Here is a 19,045-nt window from a genome sequence, read left to right on the forward strand (position 1 = left end):
TCGGGAGTAGAATAGTTGGCTTTTAACCTAAGCTATTCTACTCCCGACTCCCGACTCCCTACTCCCTACTCCCTACTCCCTACTCCCTACTCCCTACTCCCTACTCCCTGTTCTGTTTCCTATATGTCTATTGTTATTGTCGAAAACCTCAGCAAAATCTACCCAGTAGCAATTAAACAACCAGGGCTAAAAGGTACCTTAAACCATTTCTTCCGCCGTACCTACCGTTCAGTCAAAGCTGTCCAAGACGTTTCCTTTGAAATTGGCTTTGGAGAAGTAGTGGGATTCTTAGGGCCCAATGGTGCTGGCAAAACCACTACTCTCAAGATGCTCACTGGACTGATTCATCCGTCTCAGGGTCGAGTCAGAGTTGTGGATTACATTCCCAAACGACGTCAACCAGGCTTTTTGAAAAAAATTACCCTAGTTATGGGGCAGAAGCAACAGTTGCTTTGGGACTTACCAGCCCTAGATTCCCTGAGAATCAATGCCGCTGTCTATGGTATTTCTGATACTGACTATAAGTATCGAGTTGGGGAACTTACCGAGATGCTGTCCCTAGAAGGGAAACTGACTCAGCCAGTAAGAAAACTCTCCCTAGGAGAGCGCATGAAAGCGGAACTACTAGCAGCACTACTACACCAGCCCCAAGTGCTATTTTTAGATGAACCTACTTTGGGATTAGATGTCAATGCTCAATTGGCCGTACGGGATTTCTTACGGGAGTACAACCAACACACAGGAGCAACAATACTCTTAACCAGTCATTACATGGCTGATATCACTGCTCTTTGCCAACGGGTGCTATTAATCCATCAAGGTAGGCTGATTTACGATGGGTCTCTAGACGGATTACTTGGCCGCTTTGCTCCCTATCGTGACATCACGGTAGAACTTGCCCAGCCGTTACCTGAGGTAAAGACTGGGGAGGAAACCTCTTTACAGCGCTATGGTGAACTCAAAGAAGTGGATGGTCACCACGTGCGTTTCCTAGTGCGTCGGGAAGTGCTTACCGAGACTGTGGCTCGGATTCTCGCTGAGCTGGAGGTGATAGATTTAAGCGTAACTGACCCCCCCATTGAAGAAGTTATTGGTCGTGTTTTCCAGGCAGGAGTAGTAGAGTGAACTTCGCTGCAGCAGAATTAAGAATTAAGAATTAAGAATTAAGAATTAAGAATTAAGAATTAAGAATTAAGAATTGAGAATTAAGAATTAAGAATTGAGAATTAAGAATTGAGAATTAAGAATTGAGAATTTTTGGAGTATAAATTTACTACTCCCTGTTCCCTGTTCCCTGTTCCCTGTTCCCTGTTCCCTGTTCCCTGTTCCCTACTCCCTACTCCCTACTCCCTACTCCCTACTCCCTGCTCCCTACCCTCAAAAATAAATGAAGCGTGCGATAAAAATCATTAAAACCTTCCTCAGTGTTTATTACGCCCATATGATGGAGTATCGGGCAGAAATATTTTTTTGGGTACTGTCGAATCTGTTACCTCTGATTCTAATGGGGATTTGGACCAAGGCATCCCAAGAAGCAGAATTTGGTCTGAATTCTATAGAATTTGCCCGTTACTTTATCTCAGTGTTTTTTATCCGCCAGTTCAACTTGGTATGGGTGATTTTCGAATTTCAAGAACAAGTGTTGCAAGGGAAGCTTTCCCCACGATTACTACAGCCAATTGATCCAGTGTGGCATCAGGTAGCCGCTCACTTAGCAGAACGATTTATCCGTATGCCGTTTAACCTAGGGCTAATCGGTTTGTTTTTCCTGCTGTATCCCGAAGCAGCTTGGGTACCGAATCTTGGCAATCTGTTACTCGGTTGCCTGGTGGTGGCAATGAGCTTTTGCCTACGCTTTTTGATGCAGTATACCTTTGCCATGTTCGCCTTTTGGACAGAACGGGCTAGTGCTATTGAAGAATTATCATTTTTGCTCTACTTATTCCTTTCTGGGTTAATTGCTCCGTTGGAAGTCTTTCCTCCTTTGGTCAGGGAAATTGCCCAGTGGACACCCTACCCTTATCTGATTCACTTCCCAGCAGCACTGTTGATTGGTTTACCTGTGAATGTGGTGGGGGGAATGTTGGTGATTCTAGGTTGGAGTTTAATATTTTTCCTAGTCAACCGCTGGTTATGGCGTAAGGGGTTAAAGCATTATTCTGGGATGGGAGCGTGAACTACCTACACTGACCCGTTGGGTACAGTGTAGGCTTCCAGTTTCACCGAAGAATGCCTTAGCTTGGACGGACGCCCTCGCTTTGGTCTTACTTCTTCTCCACTGGCGTTGACCTCCCCTGTTCCAGAGGAGGATAGCATTCTGATACCTTCTGCTCTAATATTCTTTGCCGCATTACCATCTCTATCGTGATGAGTGCTACAGCTTGGACAAATCCAAGACCTTACATCTAGCGGTAACTCTTTGATTCGGTAATGACAATTAGAGCAGGTTTTAGAACTGGGAAACCATCGATCTATCTCGACCAGGACTTTTCCTTCTTTTTCGCATTTATAAGAAAGAAAATTTACAAAGGTTCCCCAACTCAGATCAGATATTGCTTTAGCTAATTTGTGGTTACGTTCGCGAAGCGTGCGCGTAGCGCACAGCATGCCCTTGACGTTTAGGTTTTCGACTACCACTACCTGGTTCTGATCTACGATCTTCCTAGATAGCTTATGCAAGTAGTCTTGGCGGACATTTCCAATGCGTTCATATACCTTAGCTACAATCTTACGCGCTTTTTTGCTTCCATTGCTACCCTTCTTTTTTCGGGCTGCAATGCGTTGTTTTTTGGCTAGTTTTTTTTGGTATCTATTTATAGGCTTGGGATTGCCAAATTTAGAGGTTTTTTCGCCGTCGTAGGTAATAGCAAAATCCTTGATACCCAAGTCAATCCCAATCACCTTCCCGTTCGTTGATGGTTTCGGTTCATCAGATTCGTATTCCATTAAGACGGAAGCATAGTATTTTCCAGAAGGGTCTTTACTGACTGTTACAGTTTTGATTGTCCCATCTAATGGGCGGTGAATTACTGCCTTGACAACTCCCAATTTTCCGGGAAATTTAAGACAGTCACCCACTTGCTTGACTTTCTGGGGGTACTGAATTGATTGGCGATGATGATATGACTTGAATCTAGGATATTTGGCTCTACCTTGAAAAAAGTTCTGATATGCACGACTAAGATTTAAGCTCACAGATTGCAGCACCTGGGAGTAACAATCTTTTAGCCATTCAGTCTCTTTCTCTTTTTTGAGTTTTGGCAGCATAGAGTTGAGTGCAGATTGCTTTAGCCCCTTGCCAGTCTCCTTGTAAGTTTCTATACACTGATTCAGCGCATAATTCCACCACCAGCGAGAACATCCAAAATGTTGGGCTAATATTTGAACTTGCTCTTGTGTTGGATAAATTCTGACTTTGACGGCTTTATGTTTCATTGCACTTAACCTTGTTGGAGATGAAACCTTAGAATAAAGAAGCCTTTATGGTTAGTCGGCTATGCATAAAAGGGTTAAATCTTTGTGATTAAGGCTTCTTTATTCTTACGGTAACTTCAAAATCGACCTTAGTTACTATTATATATATTTAACCTTAACGTGTCAAGAGATCGGTGATTTTTCTTAAATCCTGTCCGTGCTTTCAACAAACACGCTATACCCGTAGGGTTAGCGTGGGACTTCCCGCACGGCTAGTTAATCATAATATTGCATTTCTCGACCAACGCTCTAGCTACGAATGACCCTAAAACTTTTGCCCCCAAATCATCCCCCTAATGTACCAGAACCACGTAACTTTAACGGGCCAATGTTATGGTTGGCAATGGTTTTGGCATCTATTGTCATTCATCTATGCTTCTTGTGGATAGTGTCTATGCTCTTGATGGGGCGCTTCGAGAGTTCGCAACCCAGTCAGGATTTGATTGCCATTGATCTGATTGATATCATTCCGGAAGATATAGCTGAGCAAGAGACATCACCAGAAGACCCATCAACAGCTCTAATCGATCAAACCATTGATTTAGCTCTCACCAGTCCTAGGTCAGATCGGAATCTTAATCACCAAACTGTCTCTAACTCTACCATTGAGGCCACTGAGGGTGAGGTAAAGCCAACACCGACAGAGGATATCTTACCAGTTAAAGACTTAGCACCGCCAACAGATTATCAATTAACTATACCTGTCCCCCCACCTGAACCAACAACTCCGATCACTCCTGTTAAGCCGATTCCAGTAATCCCAACGCCCCTACCTTCACCCTTACCTCTGGCACCACCGATTCAGCCACCGGCTTCCAGCATCCCGGAAGAGTCGGCATCAAAAGATAGCTTTGTGGCTAAGATGAGTAACTTTGGTCTGACTAATCCGAATCGGGATATTCCAGACCAATTGGCTCTACCTCTACCAGCTAACAAATCCGAATTTTCCGCTAAGGAGCTGAATTTGACAGGTATTGATTTATCGGAAGAGTTAGTGTTGAAGGTGGTGCTATTAATTGATTCCAATGGGAAACCGGAACTGCTAGCGGACTATATTCAAGTGCAGCAAGGCAAGATTAGTAGTGATCAGGCTCAGCAACTAGCTCAGCAGGTGATTCGGGATTGGTTGTTTGCCCCTACTGACATGGCAGGTCAAGCAGTTGTGCAAGCGTATCGCTTCCAACTCACTATTAGTGATTAGTGATTTATACTAGTTTTGACACTCCCCGCCCTATAAGAGCGGGGATTCTTAGTTCATCGACATGCCTTAAAATTAGTTATCCAGGAAAGGCAATATTTAAGCCCAATATCCGTTTAAAAACCAAATACCTAGCCTAATTTAACTAACCCCAGTGGGCTTATCTCCCTAAGCGTTGAGTTTTCTCAGTTTCCGTGTGCCCCACGGTACGTTTGTATTTCAATTTGCTATTTTACTGGTTTTCGGTATCCGTGGCAGATCCATGCGTTTTGGCGAGGTTTTTCGCTCCTCGTGTACTAGTATCGCTTTACGTCGTTGTTTTTAAATTGGCAGTACCGACGAATCCTACCTGTACTAGGCTACATGTTTATTATAACATACTCTACTTAAAAGCCGTCCTAGAAGGACGGGGCTTGAGACCCAAAATTTTTGGTCATTTTTTTAGGGAGCAGGGAGCAGCGGATCCCCCCTAACCCCCCGCCCGTAAGGGGGGAAGGGAGCAGGGAACAGCGGATCTCGGAAGAGTCCAGAATTTTGAACTAAAAAATGTTGCACTTTGATTTTGTTATGTTATGATGCAAGAAGTACACGAAACAATGCGGATGTAGTTTAGTGGTAAAACCTCAGCCTTCCAAGCTGATGATGGGGGTTCGATTCCCCCCATCCGCTCTATATCTAAAAATATATTATTGGTAGTTTAATGCGATCGCACTTCTGCAACTAGCATGACCGTTTGCGATCGCATGAGTCTTGAGAATTAAGAATTGAGAATTAAGAATTGAGAATTAAGAATTCGGAGGCTGGATTTCACTGCACACTTCGTAGAAAGATGTGGTGGGAGCTTTGGTAAACAAGTGAGACATTTGGTTTAAGATCGCCTGATAAGCCTCACTTTGATTATCTTCCATATCCGCTATACTTTCCCAAAATATCACGGCAATCCCCCGATCGGTTCCAGGTTCTTGCAGTAGGTAAGCTCCTTTGAACCCTTGGATATAGGTAGATACAGCTTTCTCGTAAAGATCCTGAGCTTCTTGAAATTTGCCTGGCTTGAATTCACCAACGGCAACATAAGCATACTTGTGCTTAAGAAAATCTAGAAATTCGGTCAACTTTCCCTCCCCTGGGATTTTCTGGGTTAGTTCCCGATCGTAACAGCTAATGGTTGAGCTGCACAGATTCCCATAGCTGCATCTTTGTAAGCATATGCGCTACTTGAGGTGCTACGCGAACAGTCAGTAGTAGGGTGGGCAAAGTTCTCTAATCTAGAATACTCAAAAAAACCAAACTATTTTTGCCCACCCTACAAGCAAGACTTAAACTAAAATGGCGGAAAGCGCTATTCGCTCCCGCCCTTAGTCATTAGTCAGTAGTAGGGTGGGCAAAGTTCTCTAATCTAGAATACTCAAAAAAACCAAACTATTTTTGCCCACCCTACAAGCAAGACTTAAACTAAAATGGCGGAAAGCGCTATTCGCTCCCGCCCTTAGCAAAAATTTTTGGTAAGAATCATTAGTAGGAATTAGAGAGTGTCAAGAATCTACTCTACACTCGACATTGAAATTGAATTCCTCGCCACTACCACCAATGCCAATGCCAGTTTCAAATATCTCGGCATCAGTTAAGGTAATGTTGTTCATGACAGCTCCAGACACATCGGTGTCGTAAAGCTTGGCTGCTGTCAAATTCACTTGGTTGAGATTAGCACAGTTTAAACTGGCATTGGTGACAAAGGCTTGGGTTAAGTTAGCCCCGTTTAAGTTGGCACCAGTCAGGTCAGCACCTTCTAGGTTGGCTTCGATTAAGTTTGCTCCTTGCAGGTTAGCATTCCTCAAATCAGCGCCTAGTAGATGTGCACCCGATAGATCCGCTCCTTTTAAATTACATCCTTCACATGCACCAGTTAAGAGCAACTGTTGCACCTGGTCTGGGTTCTCAGCTACTGCTGAACCAGTGAAGAACAGAGAAGCGACTAAAGTTAACGTTGCCAAAATATTGAATTTCATTTTTGGCCTCCCTAGAAGTTATATCATTAGGATGTATTTCTTCATCCCAATTCCATTATAACCCATTAGTGGTGCGGGATTCTAATGATTTGTTAAGGTGATTTGGCTGCGAGGTGTAGGGAGCAGCTGGCTCTCCAAGACTGTACTGCTTCGCTGGCATTGCTGAATTAAGGAATGAATGCGCGATAATCTGGTTTTATTAAAGCCCCCTAAATCCCCCAATTCTGGGGGACTTTGAGAGTTTTGTTCCCCCCAATATTGGGGGGCTAGGGGGGCGAAACCATACCCATAATCAGCAATGCCAGATCGCTTTGTTGATCAATCCTATATTTACATTTCCACTAACAATGTTTCGCAACTTTAACCTTCTTCTTCTTACTCTTCAATAACTCTGACTTGTTTTGCATACAGTTTCCCATATTTTTCGTTTACTTCAACTTCAACTAAAGCGCCTTGAGTAAGCTGAGATGCAGAATCCGAACCAATGTATTTCTCATTAAACGTAATGTCTGAACTCCCATCATCAGGTGCAATTCGTCCCGAGCGTGAGTTGTCTTCATTATACCAGATGTATCGAATTCGACCAATTTTGATTAACGTTTTATGAATGCCTTTTGAAATCGGTTTCTGAATGGTGTCACGTAATTGTAGAAACCCTAAATAATTTGGGGCGATTTTCAGTGCTCGATCACAATAGGCTAATGCTTCTTCTCGTTTTCCTAACCTAGATAGAGCATCAATTAGGTTAGGGGTAACAATTTTTAAACCTGGAAGATTGGATAAGCTTTCATCAATTTCAAAGCCTTTAGATAATGCCTCAACAGCCTTATCAAAATCTCCGCGAGCTAGAAATGCCTGCCCCCTTGCTGTATGAACCTTGGCGAGATATTTTTGCTCGTTAAGTTCTTCGAATAATTTGATACTGTGACGGAAGTACATTTGTGAAAGCTTAAAGTTTTCCTCTCCTTCTTGATGAGCTTCTAATTGTCCTAAGCTATTGGCTATAATTGCTTCCCCTAGTTGATTACCAAGTTCTTTGGCTAGGTAAAAACTATCGCTAAGAATTTCGTGAATATCATTTTTTTTATAATGCTTTTTTGAAATCAGAATATTCAGAACCTCTTCCAATTGCTTGTGATTGCTCGTCTTTATAGAAATGTTGATTGCTAAGCGGGTTGCCTGTAATGCTTCTTGATCATTTTTTTGAGTATATAAATTGTTAGCTAAATAACGAATAGAATAGATTAATTTATTACTTTCAAGATGTTCATGTGAATCTTCTAATAATATAAAAAATTCCAAAGATTCACTAAATTTTTTATATTCTTTTAAGAAATTAGCCAAATTAAACAACATGATTGCATAGTCTTTATGATTTCTATCATCACTTAGATAGATTGCTTCATTTAAAATTTTAAATGCCTCTTTTTCTTTATGTTGTTCGAATTTATTTTTGAATAAAAATTGCAATCCAATACCAAGCTGTTTTTTGTCATTGGTGTCTTTAGCGATTTTAATTTGTTGTTTAAAGGCTTGCTGTGCTTCCTTCAATAAATTATCTTTTGCTTCACCTTGTGCTTTTCTACCTTGTGCTTGCCGAATTTTTCCTCGAATATTATAAAGGGTAGCCAGTTCTTTATGATTTTTTTTATTGTCAGTATTCAAACATATTTTAATTGCTGCATCTATTGCTTTTAATGCTTCTTCAAAACTTTTTTTAGATAAACCGTTAGCTAAATATCTTAGAGTTGAAACTAACCCATCACTATTGAAACTTTCATGAAGGTCTGCGGCAAGTAAGAAAATTTGCAAGGCTTCACTTAAATATCGCTGCTTATGCAGTTCCCCTCCTAAACTCATTGTCCTAGCTGCAGCTCTCCGAAGCTCTCCTGAATCTTTAATAATAAGAATCGCCCGCTTCCATCCCTCTTGAACTTTTTCTATATTGCCTTGTTGTAGATGGAATTTGCCTAAACTTATCAATCCATGAGCAAGCTGATCTTGATCGTTGATAGCTTCGGCGATTTTAATTACTTCTTCAAAAGCCTGCTGTGCTTCCTCTAATTTACCCTGTTCCTGGAGCACTCCTCCTAAACGGTTCAGTGTAATGGCTATTGATCGATCATTACCAATTTCTTCATCAATATCAATTCGTTTCTTAAAAGCTTGAATTGCTGCTTCCAGCTTACCTTGTTTCTGGTAGACGCCAGCTAATACATTAAGTACCTTAGCTTCGCGCATCTTACGAGTATCTAAATCCGGAATATTTGGTAGATCACTCTGGGCAGAACTCAAGATTTCTTCAGCTTTTTCAAATTCTTCTGCAAAAGACCAGTTGCGAGCCTGATGCATTTTATATTTAACCACTGCATTCCAATCTTGGAATTGCTCTGCCCAAGATTGGAATCTTGCCGTCAAAGCAATTGCCTTGTTCCAGTAGCCATGCTTTTCAAATAATCGGTGTAGCTGTAAGGCAAATTGGTAGTTTTCCCATTTGATCTGCTCTGTTTCAGCCTCATGAGTCTGCAACCACTCGGCAGCTAAGATCACATCATCCAAATTTGCAGCAGCTTCATCTACGACCGTCTCATCTACGACCGTCTCATCTTCTAAATTTTCAGGCTGTAACCATTCCACAAAAAATTTAGCATGGCGTTCTTGTGCTGTAGCTAGTAAGTTTCGGTCGTCAGCCAGCTTCTTTGCATATACTCGTACTAACGGATGCAGCACATAACGGTTTTCTCCCGTATCTACATAATCCAATAAGGACAATTCATTAATCCGCTTCAATTTACGCTTATCTTTTAGATTATTCTGTAATCCTGCTGTTACCATCGCTGTTGTTTTAGCAAAACCTTCTGCTGCACACACGCTTAAACAGGCAAAACAATCAATTTGATCCTCTGAAAGCGACTTCAAGCTAAAATTTAATGAAATCTCGACATTAAGGTCTTTATCACCTTCTATTTTGAGTTCTTCCAAGAGTTCATCTTTCTCTTCTTCTAGAGCCTGGGCATAGTCGTCCAAAGAGTCGCGTTGTCCTTGTAATGCTGCACCTACTACTCGGAGTGCTAATGGTAATCTCCCAACAATTTTCGTTATCCGCTGAGCTGCGGCTAATTCCCTATTGATCTTGGATTCACCCAGAATTTTTCTTAGTAAATCTAAAGCATCCTTTTCCGGTAGCGATCCCAGCCTAATCGTCTGAGCTTCTGACACATCTAAAGAAGAAGGTAGAGTCTGATTCCGGGTAGTGACAATCACAGCACAACTGTTGCCCCCTGGACGTAGCTTCTTGATACTTGCTTCTTCCGCATTATCGAAAATCAGTAACATATCCCTTGGGGCAAACAAGGTTTCCATAATCTCCCAAGGTTCTCTGTCATCCTCTGGGTCGATGGTCTGCTCAATCTTCGACGCAAACTCCCGTGCGATGGTATCTAAGTCCTTGTTACGGTCCTTGTCATCCACTCGAACAGTAACCACTCCATCGGGAAATTTGTCTTTATGGATGGTGGCAAAGTGATACGCTAAGGTAGATTTACCCATGCCTCCTGTTCCCGTCAATACCACAATTCTGTCTTCGTGATCTTGCTCGGACAGTAGCACCTCTTCTAGCTGCCTTAGCTCCTCTTGACGTCCAGTGAATTTTTCTGCACCGTACTTCGGTATTCTAGAGGGGGGAGGGGATGAAGCATCAGATGAAGCATCAGTTGTTAAGGTTTTAGGCGTTGGTGATCGGTTTTTTTTTTCCGTTTCAAGAGCTTTAAAGTTGTCCAGCAATGTCACCGTTACTGGTTCCGTGTCGTCCTTTCCTTTGGGCAGTCTAAAGCTAGTATCGCGATCGATCTGCCATCCGCCGCCCTGTTTTTTCTCTGCTTTACGGGGGTAGATGCTCAGGGAGGCGGTATTCCCTTCGATCTTCAATTCGCATAGTGAATAACCATGCACCCGTTCTTTGTTTTCTTCCCCCCACCCTTCCATACCGAACAGGGAACAGCCTTGCAGTCTGCGTCGAGCATTCGCACCACCTTCAGCCAAGCTTCTCAGGTTGGCCTCGTGCATATGTCCAAACAGATGCAAAGCGAATCGTTCCGGCGGGCTGTGAATCTCGCTATTTAGCTGCTCTTGAGCTTGGTCGGTTAACCAATCCTGGGGATGGTGGGTAAGCAGCAAACAGGCATGGTGGTTTTTTGCCCAAGACGGTCCATTTTTATTACAGGCTGCATGGAACTGGCGCATATCTAGAGCCAGCTTACCTTTTCGGTCACCGCCCATCAGTTGCAGAAACGCGCTATTGAGTCCTAAAATTCCGAGTCTGAACCCGTCTTTCTCAATTGTTGCTGAAAAATCTCCTGGCAGTATGCCCTTTGAAATGTCTGGCTTAGGTACGGTGGTATTTTCCCACCATTGAACATAATTCTCGAAAGCTTTGATTACAAGCTGTCGCTGAGGAGATTCGATGTTATCCCAAAATGGCTTTTCGATCTTAGGGTTGTCCCAATAATCCTCAAGACCAATCAATGCGGTATCAAACTTGTTATCTGGTCGAACCAGGTCGTGATTCCCAGGTACAGCCAGAAACTTCGGCTGAAATCCCAGGTCCCGAAACTTTTCCCAGAAATTAGTTAATAGTTTATCTACCTCTTGGAATTCCGGTTTACTGCCGCCCTGGGTAATATCCCCAGTAAACATTACCAAATCCAAAGGGCCTACCTTTTCACAAAGGTACTTTAAATCCTCGAAGAAAATTTCCTCAATATTTGGCCAGAGATCCTCCAAGCCCTTCATACCCAAGTGAAGGTCAGTCAGATGTAACCACCTAAGGCTCACATGGCTTTTATCTGAGGTTTTATCCAAACTCGTTGAATCACTCACTTATTAGCTTCCAGTTACCTAATATAGCATTCACCCTATGTAGATACATGAAACCCAAGCTTGATTCAGGATAAAACAAAGACGTTGGTGAATTAGAAGACATCTTCAGTGTCCCTGATCATGATCTAATAGTCCGTAATTGCTTTGTTCCAGTTTTACACAAGCCTTCGAGGAATGCGATCGCGTAGCGTGACTGTAGGTCAATCGCATTTCCTAGAGATATATTGCGTTCGCGCAGCGTCGGGCTTTGCCCGAATCGCAAAACAACAAACCCAACCACATCCCATACTGTGTGTTAGCTCAGCACTGACCCACTCACCCACTACTGTGCCACACGGCTCAATCCCACTTGTTCCAGCAAAGCGATAAAATCTGCTCGAATCGAGGAGTCATTGGGATTAGCAGCTTGAGCCTGGTAAAGGGCATCAAGGGCATCAAACCAAGCCCCTGCTTCGGCATAGATGATTGCTTGTTGATGCAGTAACTCAGAGGTGGAGCTGTTGGTATTTGCACCAACTACTGCTAGCTTTTGCTCTAATTCTGGGGATTGTGATACCCGCTCAATCCAGCTCCTATAATAGGAAGTCTTAGGCGGGTTTTCGCGATCGCATTCTAGGGTAACAGACCAGTTGTATATCTTCCTGTCTTTTTCCTCCAGTCCTGGTGGGTTTGCGATCAGTTCTGGACTGTTTTCCGGAACTTCTACTGAAATAATCCCTACCTGACCTGAGTCAATCCTGGTCTCAAATATTATCTCCTTTTCTACTGTGTCCACCAAGATAAATACTATTGGTACGTCTACAGGTTCGGAGAAATACCAGAAAAATCTAGGATGACCAGATATAGTCTGTGCAACTACTTCCGTTGAGGGAATTAACAGCGTCACCCATTCACGGGGTAACTGCTCACATCCGCCTCGTGAACCAGACCCATTACTTTTTTGAGGAGCGCTATCGGTTGGTGGAATAAATCGTAAGCGTGAGCCTTTGGCTGAACTATTTTGGGAATTATTTTGGGAACTAAGTAGGTGGGCTTAATTATCCGTAAAATAGCGAGTGAAATTCAAAATGCTGAAAACCTCTGTAATAAAGGGTTTCAGCTTCATTTTCGTATTTTGAGTTTTAACGTTTATTTATGCCCACCTACTTATTTTGGGTTTCCGATGAGTTATGATTAGAATCTGCAACCTGACCGTTGACAGATTGCAACCTTTGAGAATAGCTAGCTTGAGGGGTGAGTGTGCAAAACAGCAGTACAATCAGGATTGATGTTGTACGTGCCCATGTTGTACGTCCCAATAAATTAATAATGTTAGCGGTAGTTTTCATAAGTTTATTGAATTATTAAACTAGAATAGACAATTACAAGAATTAGCATTAATCCTTAGTAAAGCCTGAGTTTAAGCTTAATTGTTTCAGAGATATAATTTTTTGGTGCCATGGATTTCTAATCTCAAATCCCGCTGACTAGTTTTCCTGTGGCAGGGAAACGATCAAAAGATTATCCCGCAACCAACACAGGGTTTTTCTAGCAGCGATTAACTAGACTTGAAATTAGACCAAATTGCCTGGAACCAGGTAACTTTTTATACCCGAAACCCTTGACCCAACTCAACGGTGACTAAATTAGACTTCACAGAACTTAGGATCAATTCCTGATTACTGACTGGTATAGAGATTCTAGTTTTGCTGATATCTCCGGAGGGACAGCAGTTAACCGGATTTGACACTCCCCGGTTCTGCTGTTTTTTCTAAAACCTTGGCGTAGATGTCCTCACTGGGTTGGTTCACATTATCTGGATCGAGTAAGTTGAGCTTAAGATTACTCAGTGACTCAGGGATAGCAGAGATTTCGCTGCTGTTAGCACGAAGCTTAGCTCCCTTACTTGAAATCTCTACTAAACGTCCAGTGTAGACCGACTTGCTGATATGCTTTCCATCTATAAAAGCATAATTAAATTGTAGCTCAATTTTTTGGTTAACTTCGAAAAACGTTTCTTGCTGTTTGGGTAAAAATAGGTTATAATGATGCCCAATTCCACCCACTTCATAGATAGTAATTGGCTGTTTAATTCCCTTGGGTTTTACCTGTATTTGACCGTCAATTCTTAAGAATTCGCCAGTTTCTTCCAAAGTGGAAGAAGAAATCATAACTTGACCACCAGTTGTATAAGATTCGATTCGGTAAGTCAGGTTAACGGCGCTGCCAATCACACTATATTTGGTGCGTTTTTCGGAACCAATATTCCCAAGCACAACCACACCGGTATTGATACCGATGCCCATTTCCAGTTTTGGATAGCCCAACTGCTCGATTTCTTCATTGACACTAGTCATGGCTAATTGCATCGCTAGGGCACAAGCCACTGCTCTGTGGGCATCATCCTCTTGGAGGGTGAGAGCACCAAAAAGCACTAAAATCCCATCCCCCATGAACTCGTCGATAGTTCCTTGATAAGCAGTAATCACATCCGCCATGTGACCCAAATAGATGTTGATGATTTTGACTACCTCTTGGGGATGTAACCGTTCTGAGATGGCAGTGAAGCCTCTTAAATCAGAGGTCAAGATGGTGATTTTCCGGTTTTCACCCCCGAGTTTTTGTTTGTCTGGGTTCTCCAGCAAATCCTCCACCACTTGGTCAGTTAGGTAACGTCCAAAAGTGTGACGAATCTCTTTAGCAGTGCTAGCAATGTAAGCTGTGATGGCAATTGCAGACCCACTTAAGGCTAACAATGGCGGTATCACCGGGAGCCACCAACCCCCCAAAAACGCTCCATAGGTACTTCCAAATAATGCCCCTGTGGCCACCACGGTAATCGCAGTTCTCCTCAAGGACAGCCCTCCGAGACCGCCAAGATAGCGCCATTTCCAAGTTAGAGTCGCACCGACTAAAGACCAGGCTACAATCCACAGGATTTCCACAGGCTCCGACCAGGTTTTGAGCAAGGGACGACCATCTTCCACAGCACTAATAATTTGGCTGACCATGTTAGCTTGGACTTCCACCCCAGCCGTTGACTCCCGGATGGTAGTGTCATTACTGTAGGAGGTGTAGAAAAAGTCATTTAAACTGACCGCAGTTGCACCAATTAAAACGATGGAATCATTGATCAAGTCATCTGGAATGTTATCTTCCAAAACGTCGGTCATGGTTACGGTGCGGAAGGTTCCCGCTGGTCCGCGATAGTTCAAGAAAATCTGGTAACCGCCATCATCCATTCCCACATAACCGCCGTCATTGCTGGCCAAAGGGCGAAACATGGCCTTGCCCCACTGGAAAATTCTGGGATCTTGCTGTAATGGTTCAGGAAAAATGTTTTTTGACTCTAGATAAATCCCCGCTAGGAGCATACTAAAGGAGGGCTTTAAGTGATCATTTACCTTCAAAGTAAGTAAGCTGCGCCGCAGGATACCATCCATATCGTTTACGACATTATTGGCACCTACGAGACCACGTTCACTGAGAATCGGTGGAGGAGGCACCGCATTGTCAGGGTTGTCTTGATCGATGTATTCGATACCAACTAAGTTGGGTGTGGTTTCAAACACCTTGAGTAACTCACCATGACCGGGCTCAACTGGAAAATCCCGATACAGGTCAAGACCAATCGCTGCAGGATTTTGAGCTTTGATTTTGTCTAAAAGTTGGGCAAGCATCCGATCAGTGATTGGCCACCGTTGAGCACGCTTTAAATCTGCCTCAGTCATAGCCACAATCACAATCCGTTCATCCGTAGCTTCCTTCGGACGCCAACAAAAGTATTGGTCGAGAGCCGCTAGTTCGTAAGGCTGTAACCAGCCGAGTAGCCTGAATGCGATCGCAATTCCAGCCACCACCGGTGTAGTAATTAGAACACCGCGCCATTCCCATAGTTGTTGTTTTACTGGTTGCCACATATAGCAGTTTTCAATTGGGTGAGGTACTTTCGTTCTGGATTTTAGGGAACAGGGAACAGCGGATCTGGGAGCAGGGCAGAAACTTCAGATGTACCTCACGCTTACTAGGAAACTATATTACGGTTGAACCCTTACTGGACTAACTACAAAGCTCTGTCTTAGCTTTGGGTCGATTCACCCTCCCCACACTTACGGGAGTGATAGATTTACAACAAAAAGCTGATAGCTGATGGCTGATAGCTGATGTTGACAATGTCCTATCCCATTTTAATAACTTTCTCAGGCTTATCTCATCCTTTTCAAAGACGATGTTAAGTTAGGTTAAATACTTTAAATAATAATTACATAGATAGGAATTAAACCAATACTGTTTTAGTTTAATTCTGTCTACGGACTTAGGAGTCAGTTCTGATATTCGGGAGAATTATGTTATGAAAGATATCAAAAAAACCGTAATGGTAGGCGCTGCCTTGACTAGTGTCTTGGCTCTAGGTTTAGGTGTAGCATCTGAAAACGCCTTGGCCGGTAAGGAAGGAATGGAAAAATGTGCTGGTATCGTTAAGGCGGGTAAGAACGATTGTGCAGCCAACGGCCATAGTTGCGGCGGGATGGCTAAGGTAGATAGCGATCCTAATGAGTGGATCTACGTTCCTGAAGGCACTTGCAACAAGATTGTTGGTGGAACTATTGTACCACCAAAAACCTCCAGTCAGGAAACTGAAAAGCCAACCGAGAGTGCGCAAGCCAATTAAAGGAAGCATTCAGCACGCTTGGCACTCAGCTATCAGCTTTGGAATCATGGCTGAGTAGGGTTATGTACAAAGATCCCCCCTAACCCCCCTTAAGAAAGGGGGGAATTAGATTCAGCTGAGTAGCGTTATGTACACATATCCCCCCTAACCCCCCTTAAGAAAGGGGGGAATTAGATTCAGCTGAGTAGCGTTATGTACACATATCCCCTTAAGAAAGGGGGGAATTAGATTCAGTTGAGTAGCGTTATGTACACATATCCCCCCTAACCCCCCTTAAGAAAGGGGGGAATTAGATTCAGCTGAGTAGCGTTATGTACACATATCCCCCCTAACCCCCCTTAAGAAAGGGGGGAATTAGATTCAGCTGAGTAGCGTTATGTACACATATCCCCCTTAAGAAAGGGGGGAATTAGAGTCAACTCACCACTACCATGGATAAATCCTAAAAATAATGCCATGACAATAATGCTATGACAACTCAGGTTTCTTCAGCTTCAATTAACGGTGCTGGAATCGGTTTACGCTCCGCCCATTATCAAGATATCCTTACTCATAAACATACTATACCTTGGTTTGAGGTATTATTAGATAATTATTTAACGTCTCAGGGTTTACCACTCCACTATTTAGAAAAAGTCCGCCAAAACTATCCGGTTACGTTGCATGGCGTCGGTATGTCTTTGGGGTCAACGGACCCTTTAGATTTAGAGTATTTGACAAATTTAAAAGAGTTAGCCCAGCAGATTGAACCAGCATACATTTCCGATCATTTATCCTGGATTTCCGTTAACGGTCACTATCTTAATGATTTAATTCCTCTTCCTTATACCGAAGCGGTGATGGAACATGTAGCCGAACGGATTTTGCAAGCTCAGGAATTTCTAGGTTGTCGGATTTTGATCGAAAACCCATCGGCTTACGTGAGCTTCACAGATTCAACTATGCCAGAATGGGTATTTATCCAACAATTGTTAGAAAAAGCAGATTGTTACTTGTTGCTAGATGTCAACAATCTTTATGTCACTGCTACTAATCACGGATTTGACCCCCTTGATTACCTTAATACAATTCCAGTAACCAGGGTCAAACAAATTCACTTAGCAGGGTATGAAGAACGGGAAGAGTATCTATTTGATACCCACGGTTATCCTGTTCATCCTCCAGTGTGGCAATTGTATCAAGCAACATTAGAGCGCTTTGGTCCGGTGCCTACTCTGATTGAATGGGATACTGATATCCCAGCTTTTGAGGTATTAATCACCCAAGCGAGTAAAGCTCAGGAGTATTTAGATCAGGTAAGTATAACAAAGGGAATAGGGAGTAGGGAGTCGGGAGTAGGGAGTCGGGAGTCGGGAACTTCGGATCAAAAATTATCACAATTTATTTAGGATACCTATATATAGCATTTTTAAATAGGTCATGAACACTCTTGCTGATTTCTCATATAGCACTACGCATTAAGGTTAGGACATTAATACAAGCTGAAAAGCTTTTGTAGTAAACTTTAGCATGCATGCCTCTTGCCTCTTGCCTTGCGCGTAGCGCTATAACATCAAAAACTATTCGGAGCTCTTTACTACTGTTCCCTGTTCCCTATTCCCTATTCCCTACTCCCTACTCCCTACTCCCTACTCCCTGTTCCCTGTTCCCTGTTCCCTGTTCCCTTTGCTATAACCTTAAAAACCGATATAATCATGGAATTAAGGACACTACAACAGCTATTTTACGATGCTGTTTTTGAAAATAATCCTGCCAGTACACAAACCATTGCTCAACACATCAAAGCAGCTAAAAAATTGACCCCTGCTGAAGGGTTAGCCATTTATCGTGGCAGTGTCTTAGGCAACCTGAGCCAAACCTTAATGTCAATTTATCCAGTCTGCTGTTGTTTGGTGGGAGAGAAATTTTTTGATGCAACAGCAGTAAGATATATCCAACGCTTTCCTTCTCTATCTATGGATTTAGGGGATTATGGCGAGCACTTTGCTGATTTTCTGGCAAATTTTGAGCCAGCCAAACAGTTACCCTATTTACCGGATGTGGCGCGGTTAGAGTGGCACTGGCATCGGGTGTTTAATGGTGAAGAGGCTACCAGGTTAGATGTCCAAGCATTGAGTACAGTTCCCCAAGAAAAATGGGGAGAACTGATTTTCCATTTACCTAAAAATAGTGTTCTGATTGAGTCGGCTTACCCTATCCATCGCATTTGGGAGGTTAATCAGGCTGAATACCAAGGTGATCAGCAAGTGAATTTGGATGAAGGGGGGATACAACTATTCCTCTGGCGCAATGGTTATGATATGCGCATTGAGCTGCCAACAAAGGAAGAATGGCAACTGCTGAAAGCTTTTCAAGGGGAAAATCGATTTGAAGCAGTTTGTCAAGACCTGGCTGCTGATGAATTAGCTATTGATGTAGCGTCTGAGTTGCCGCGATTTGTGCAACGTGGATGGATTGCAAGGTTTTCGATGTAGAAGATATATCAATGTGCGATCGCTACACTATATAAGAATGTAGAATGGAGAATTAAGAATGTAGAATTAAGAAGGGAGAATGGAGAAGGGAGAATTAAGAAGGGAGAATGGAGAAGGGAGAATTAAGAAGGGAGAATTAAGAAGGGAGAATTAAGAAGGGAGAAGGGAGAATTAAGAAGGGAGAAGGGAGAATTAAGAATGTAGAAGGGAGAATTAAGAATGTAGAAGGGAGAAGGGAGAATTAAGAATGTAGAAGGGAGAATTAAGAATGTAGAATTAAGAAGGGAGAAGGGAGAAGGGAGAATTAAGAAGGGAGAATGGAGAAGGGAGAATTAAGAAGGGAGAAGGGAGAAGAGTGGGGAAG

General features: G+C 42.9%; 15 protein-coding genes and 1 tRNA gene. 9 read left to right on the plus strand and 7 right to left on the minus strand.

All coding sequences use genetic code 11. The features are described from left to right. Positions 1–123 precede the first annotated feature (123 nt). The 3 genes from F6J94_RS13310 to F6J94_RS13320 all read left to right on the plus strand — a co-directional run bounded on the left by F6J94_RS13310 (position 124) and on the right by F6J94_RS13320 (position 2,176). Entirely contained in the window at positions 124–1,125 is a 1,002-nt protein-coding gene (locus F6J94_RS13310) for an ATP-binding cassette domain-containing protein (protein WP_293040777.1), read from the plus strand. A gap of 132 nt (positions 1,126–1,257) precedes the next feature. Further along, entirely contained in the window at positions 1,258–1,413 is a 156-nt protein-coding gene (locus tag F6J94_RS13315) for a hypothetical protein (RefSeq protein ID WP_293040754.1), read from the plus strand. Next, the gene (locus F6J94_RS13320) at positions 1,388–2,176 is read left to right on the plus strand and encodes an ABC-2 family transporter protein (RefSeq protein ID WP_293040757.1); all 789 of its coding nucleotides are present in this window, start codon (positions 1,388–1,390) and stop codon (positions 2,174–2,176) included. The genes F6J94_RS13315 and F6J94_RS13320 overlap by 26 nt, the downstream gene beginning before the upstream one ends. Positions 2,177–2,181: 5 nt before the next feature. On the opposite strand, the gene F6J94_RS13325 is transcribed toward F6J94_RS13320, so the two are convergent. Then, positions 2,182–3,435: an RNA-guided endonuclease TnpB family protein gene (locus tag F6J94_RS13325; RefSeq protein ID WP_293040760.1), complete on the minus strand. Its 1,254-nt coding sequence runs from the start codon at positions 3,433–3,435 to the stop codon at positions 2,182–2,184. A gap of 367 nt (positions 3,436–3,802) precedes the next feature. Between F6J94_RS13325 and F6J94_RS13330 the strand changes: the two genes are divergently transcribed. Together F6J94_RS13330 and F6J94_RS13335 are read left to right on the plus strand one after the other, a co-directional pair. Further along, on the plus strand, positions 3,803–4,675 hold the full coding sequence (locus F6J94_RS13330) for a hypothetical protein (protein ID WP_293021492.1): 873 nt from the start codon (positions 3,803–3,805) through the stop codon (positions 4,673–4,675). Between the two features lie 595 nt (positions 4,676–5,270). After that, positions 5,271–5,341: transfer RNA gene (locus F6J94_RS13335), tRNA-Gly, on the plus strand. A 116-nt stretch (positions 5,342–5,457) separates the two neighbouring features. Here the strand turns inward: F6J94_RS13335 and F6J94_RS13340 are convergent. The 6 genes from F6J94_RS13340 to F6J94_RS13365 form a co-directional block, all read right to left on the minus strand. Further along, the gene (locus F6J94_RS13340) at positions 5,458–5,784 is read right to left on the minus strand and encodes an antibiotic biosynthesis monooxygenase (RefSeq protein WP_293021490.1); all 327 of its coding nucleotides are present in this window, start codon (positions 5,782–5,784) and stop codon (positions 5,458–5,460) included. Between the two features lie 420 nt (positions 5,785–6,204). After that, positions 6,205–6,678: a pentapeptide repeat-containing protein gene (locus tag F6J94_RS13345; protein WP_293040762.1), complete on the minus strand. Its 474-nt coding sequence runs from the start codon at positions 6,676–6,678 to the stop codon at positions 6,205–6,207. A gap of 375 nt (positions 6,679–7,053) precedes the next feature. Further along, positions 7,054–11,538 (minus strand): tetratricopeptide repeat protein, encoded by a 4,485-nt coding sequence (locus F6J94_RS13350; RefSeq protein ID WP_293040764.1) that lies wholly within the window; start codon positions 11,536–11,538, stop codon positions 7,054–7,056. A 136-nt stretch (positions 11,539–11,674) separates the two neighbouring features. Further along, positions 11,675–11,836, minus strand: a complete 162-nt coding sequence (locus F6J94_RS13355) for a hypothetical protein (RefSeq protein WP_293040766.1) — start codon at positions 11,834–11,836, stop codon at positions 11,675–11,677. Between the two features lie 42 nt (positions 11,837–11,878). Continuing rightward, positions 11,879–12,523, minus strand: a complete 645-nt coding sequence (locus tag F6J94_RS13360) for a DUF928 domain-containing protein (RefSeq protein ID WP_293040779.1) — start codon at positions 12,521–12,523, stop codon at positions 11,879–11,881. 745 nt (positions 12,524–13,268) lie between these two features. Next, positions 13,269–15,455 carry a CHASE2 domain-containing protein gene (locus tag F6J94_RS13365; protein WP_367142204.1) on the minus strand — a complete coding sequence of 729 codons (2,187 nt, stop codon included), beginning with the start codon at positions 15,453–15,455 and terminating at the stop codon, positions 13,269–13,271. 431 nt (positions 15,456–15,886) lie between these two features. Between F6J94_RS13365 and F6J94_RS13370 the strand changes: the two genes are divergently transcribed. The 4 genes from F6J94_RS13370 to F6J94_RS13385 all read left to right on the plus strand — a co-directional run bounded on the left by F6J94_RS13370 (position 15,887) and on the right by F6J94_RS13385 (position 18,681). Beyond that, positions 15,887–16,207 (plus strand): DUF2282 domain-containing protein, encoded by a 321-nt coding sequence (locus tag F6J94_RS13370; RefSeq protein ID WP_293040768.1) that lies wholly within the window; start codon positions 15,887–15,889, stop codon positions 16,205–16,207. A gap of 470 nt (positions 16,208–16,677) precedes the next feature. Further along, positions 16,678–17,595, plus strand: coding sequence for a DUF692 domain-containing protein (locus F6J94_RS13375; RefSeq protein WP_293040770.1), 918 nt, complete (start codon positions 16,678–16,680; stop codon positions 17,593–17,595). A gap of 125 nt (positions 17,596–17,720) precedes the next feature. Continuing rightward, complete coding sequence (locus F6J94_RS13380) at positions 17,721–17,948, plus strand: hypothetical protein (RefSeq protein ID WP_293040773.1); 228 nt, start codon at positions 17,721–17,723, stop codon at positions 17,946–17,948. After that, positions 17,902–18,681 carry a DNA-binding domain-containing protein gene (locus tag F6J94_RS13385; RefSeq protein ID WP_293040775.1) on the plus strand — a complete coding sequence of 260 codons (780 nt, stop codon included), beginning with the start codon at positions 17,902–17,904 and terminating at the stop codon, positions 18,679–18,681. The genes F6J94_RS13380 and F6J94_RS13385 overlap by 47 nt, the downstream gene beginning before the upstream one ends. The last annotated feature ends 364 nt before the right edge of the window (positions 18,682–19,045 follow it).

Source organism: Moorena sp. SIO1F2 (genome assembly GCF_010672755.1).
Lineage (GTDB): Bacteria > Cyanobacteriota > Cyanobacteriia > Cyanobacteriales > Coleofasciculaceae > Moorena.

Coding starts and splice junctions, on each gene's coding strand:
- F6J94_RS13375 (WP_293040770.1), top strand. CDS start 16,678: ATGACAACTCAGGTTTCTTCAGCTTCAATTAACGGTGCTGGAATCGGT.
- F6J94_RS13325 (WP_293040760.1), bottom strand. CDS start 3,435: ATGAAACATAAAGCCGTCAAAGTCAGAATTTATCCAACACAAGAGCAA.
- F6J94_RS13320 (WP_293040757.1), top strand. CDS start 1,388: ATGAAGCGTGCGATAAAAATCATTAAAACCTTCCTCAGTGTTTATTAC.
- F6J94_RS13330 (WP_293021492.1), top strand. CDS start 3,803: ATGTTATGGTTGGCAATGGTTTTGGCATCTATTGTCATTCATCTATGC.
- F6J94_RS13345 (WP_293040762.1), bottom strand. CDS start 6,678: ATGAAATTCAATATTTTGGCAACGTTAACTTTAGTCGCTTCTCTGTTC.
- F6J94_RS13385 (WP_293040775.1), top strand. CDS start 17,902: ATGGAATTAAGGACACTACAACAGCTATTTTACGATGCTGTTTTTGAA.
- F6J94_RS13380 (WP_293040773.1), top strand. CDS start 17,721: ATGCCTCTTGCCTCTTGCCTTGCGCGTAGCGCTATAACATCAAAAACT.
- F6J94_RS13310 (WP_293040777.1), top strand. CDS start 124: ATGTCTATTGTTATTGTCGAAAACCTCAGCAAAATCTACCCAGTAGCA.
- F6J94_RS13365 (WP_367142204.1), bottom strand. CDS start 15,455: ATGTGGCAACCAGTAAAACAACAACTATGGGAATGGCGCGGTGTTCTA.
- F6J94_RS13370 (WP_293040768.1), top strand. CDS start 15,887: ATGAAAGATATCAAAAAAACCGTAATGGTAGGCGCTGCCTTGACTAGT.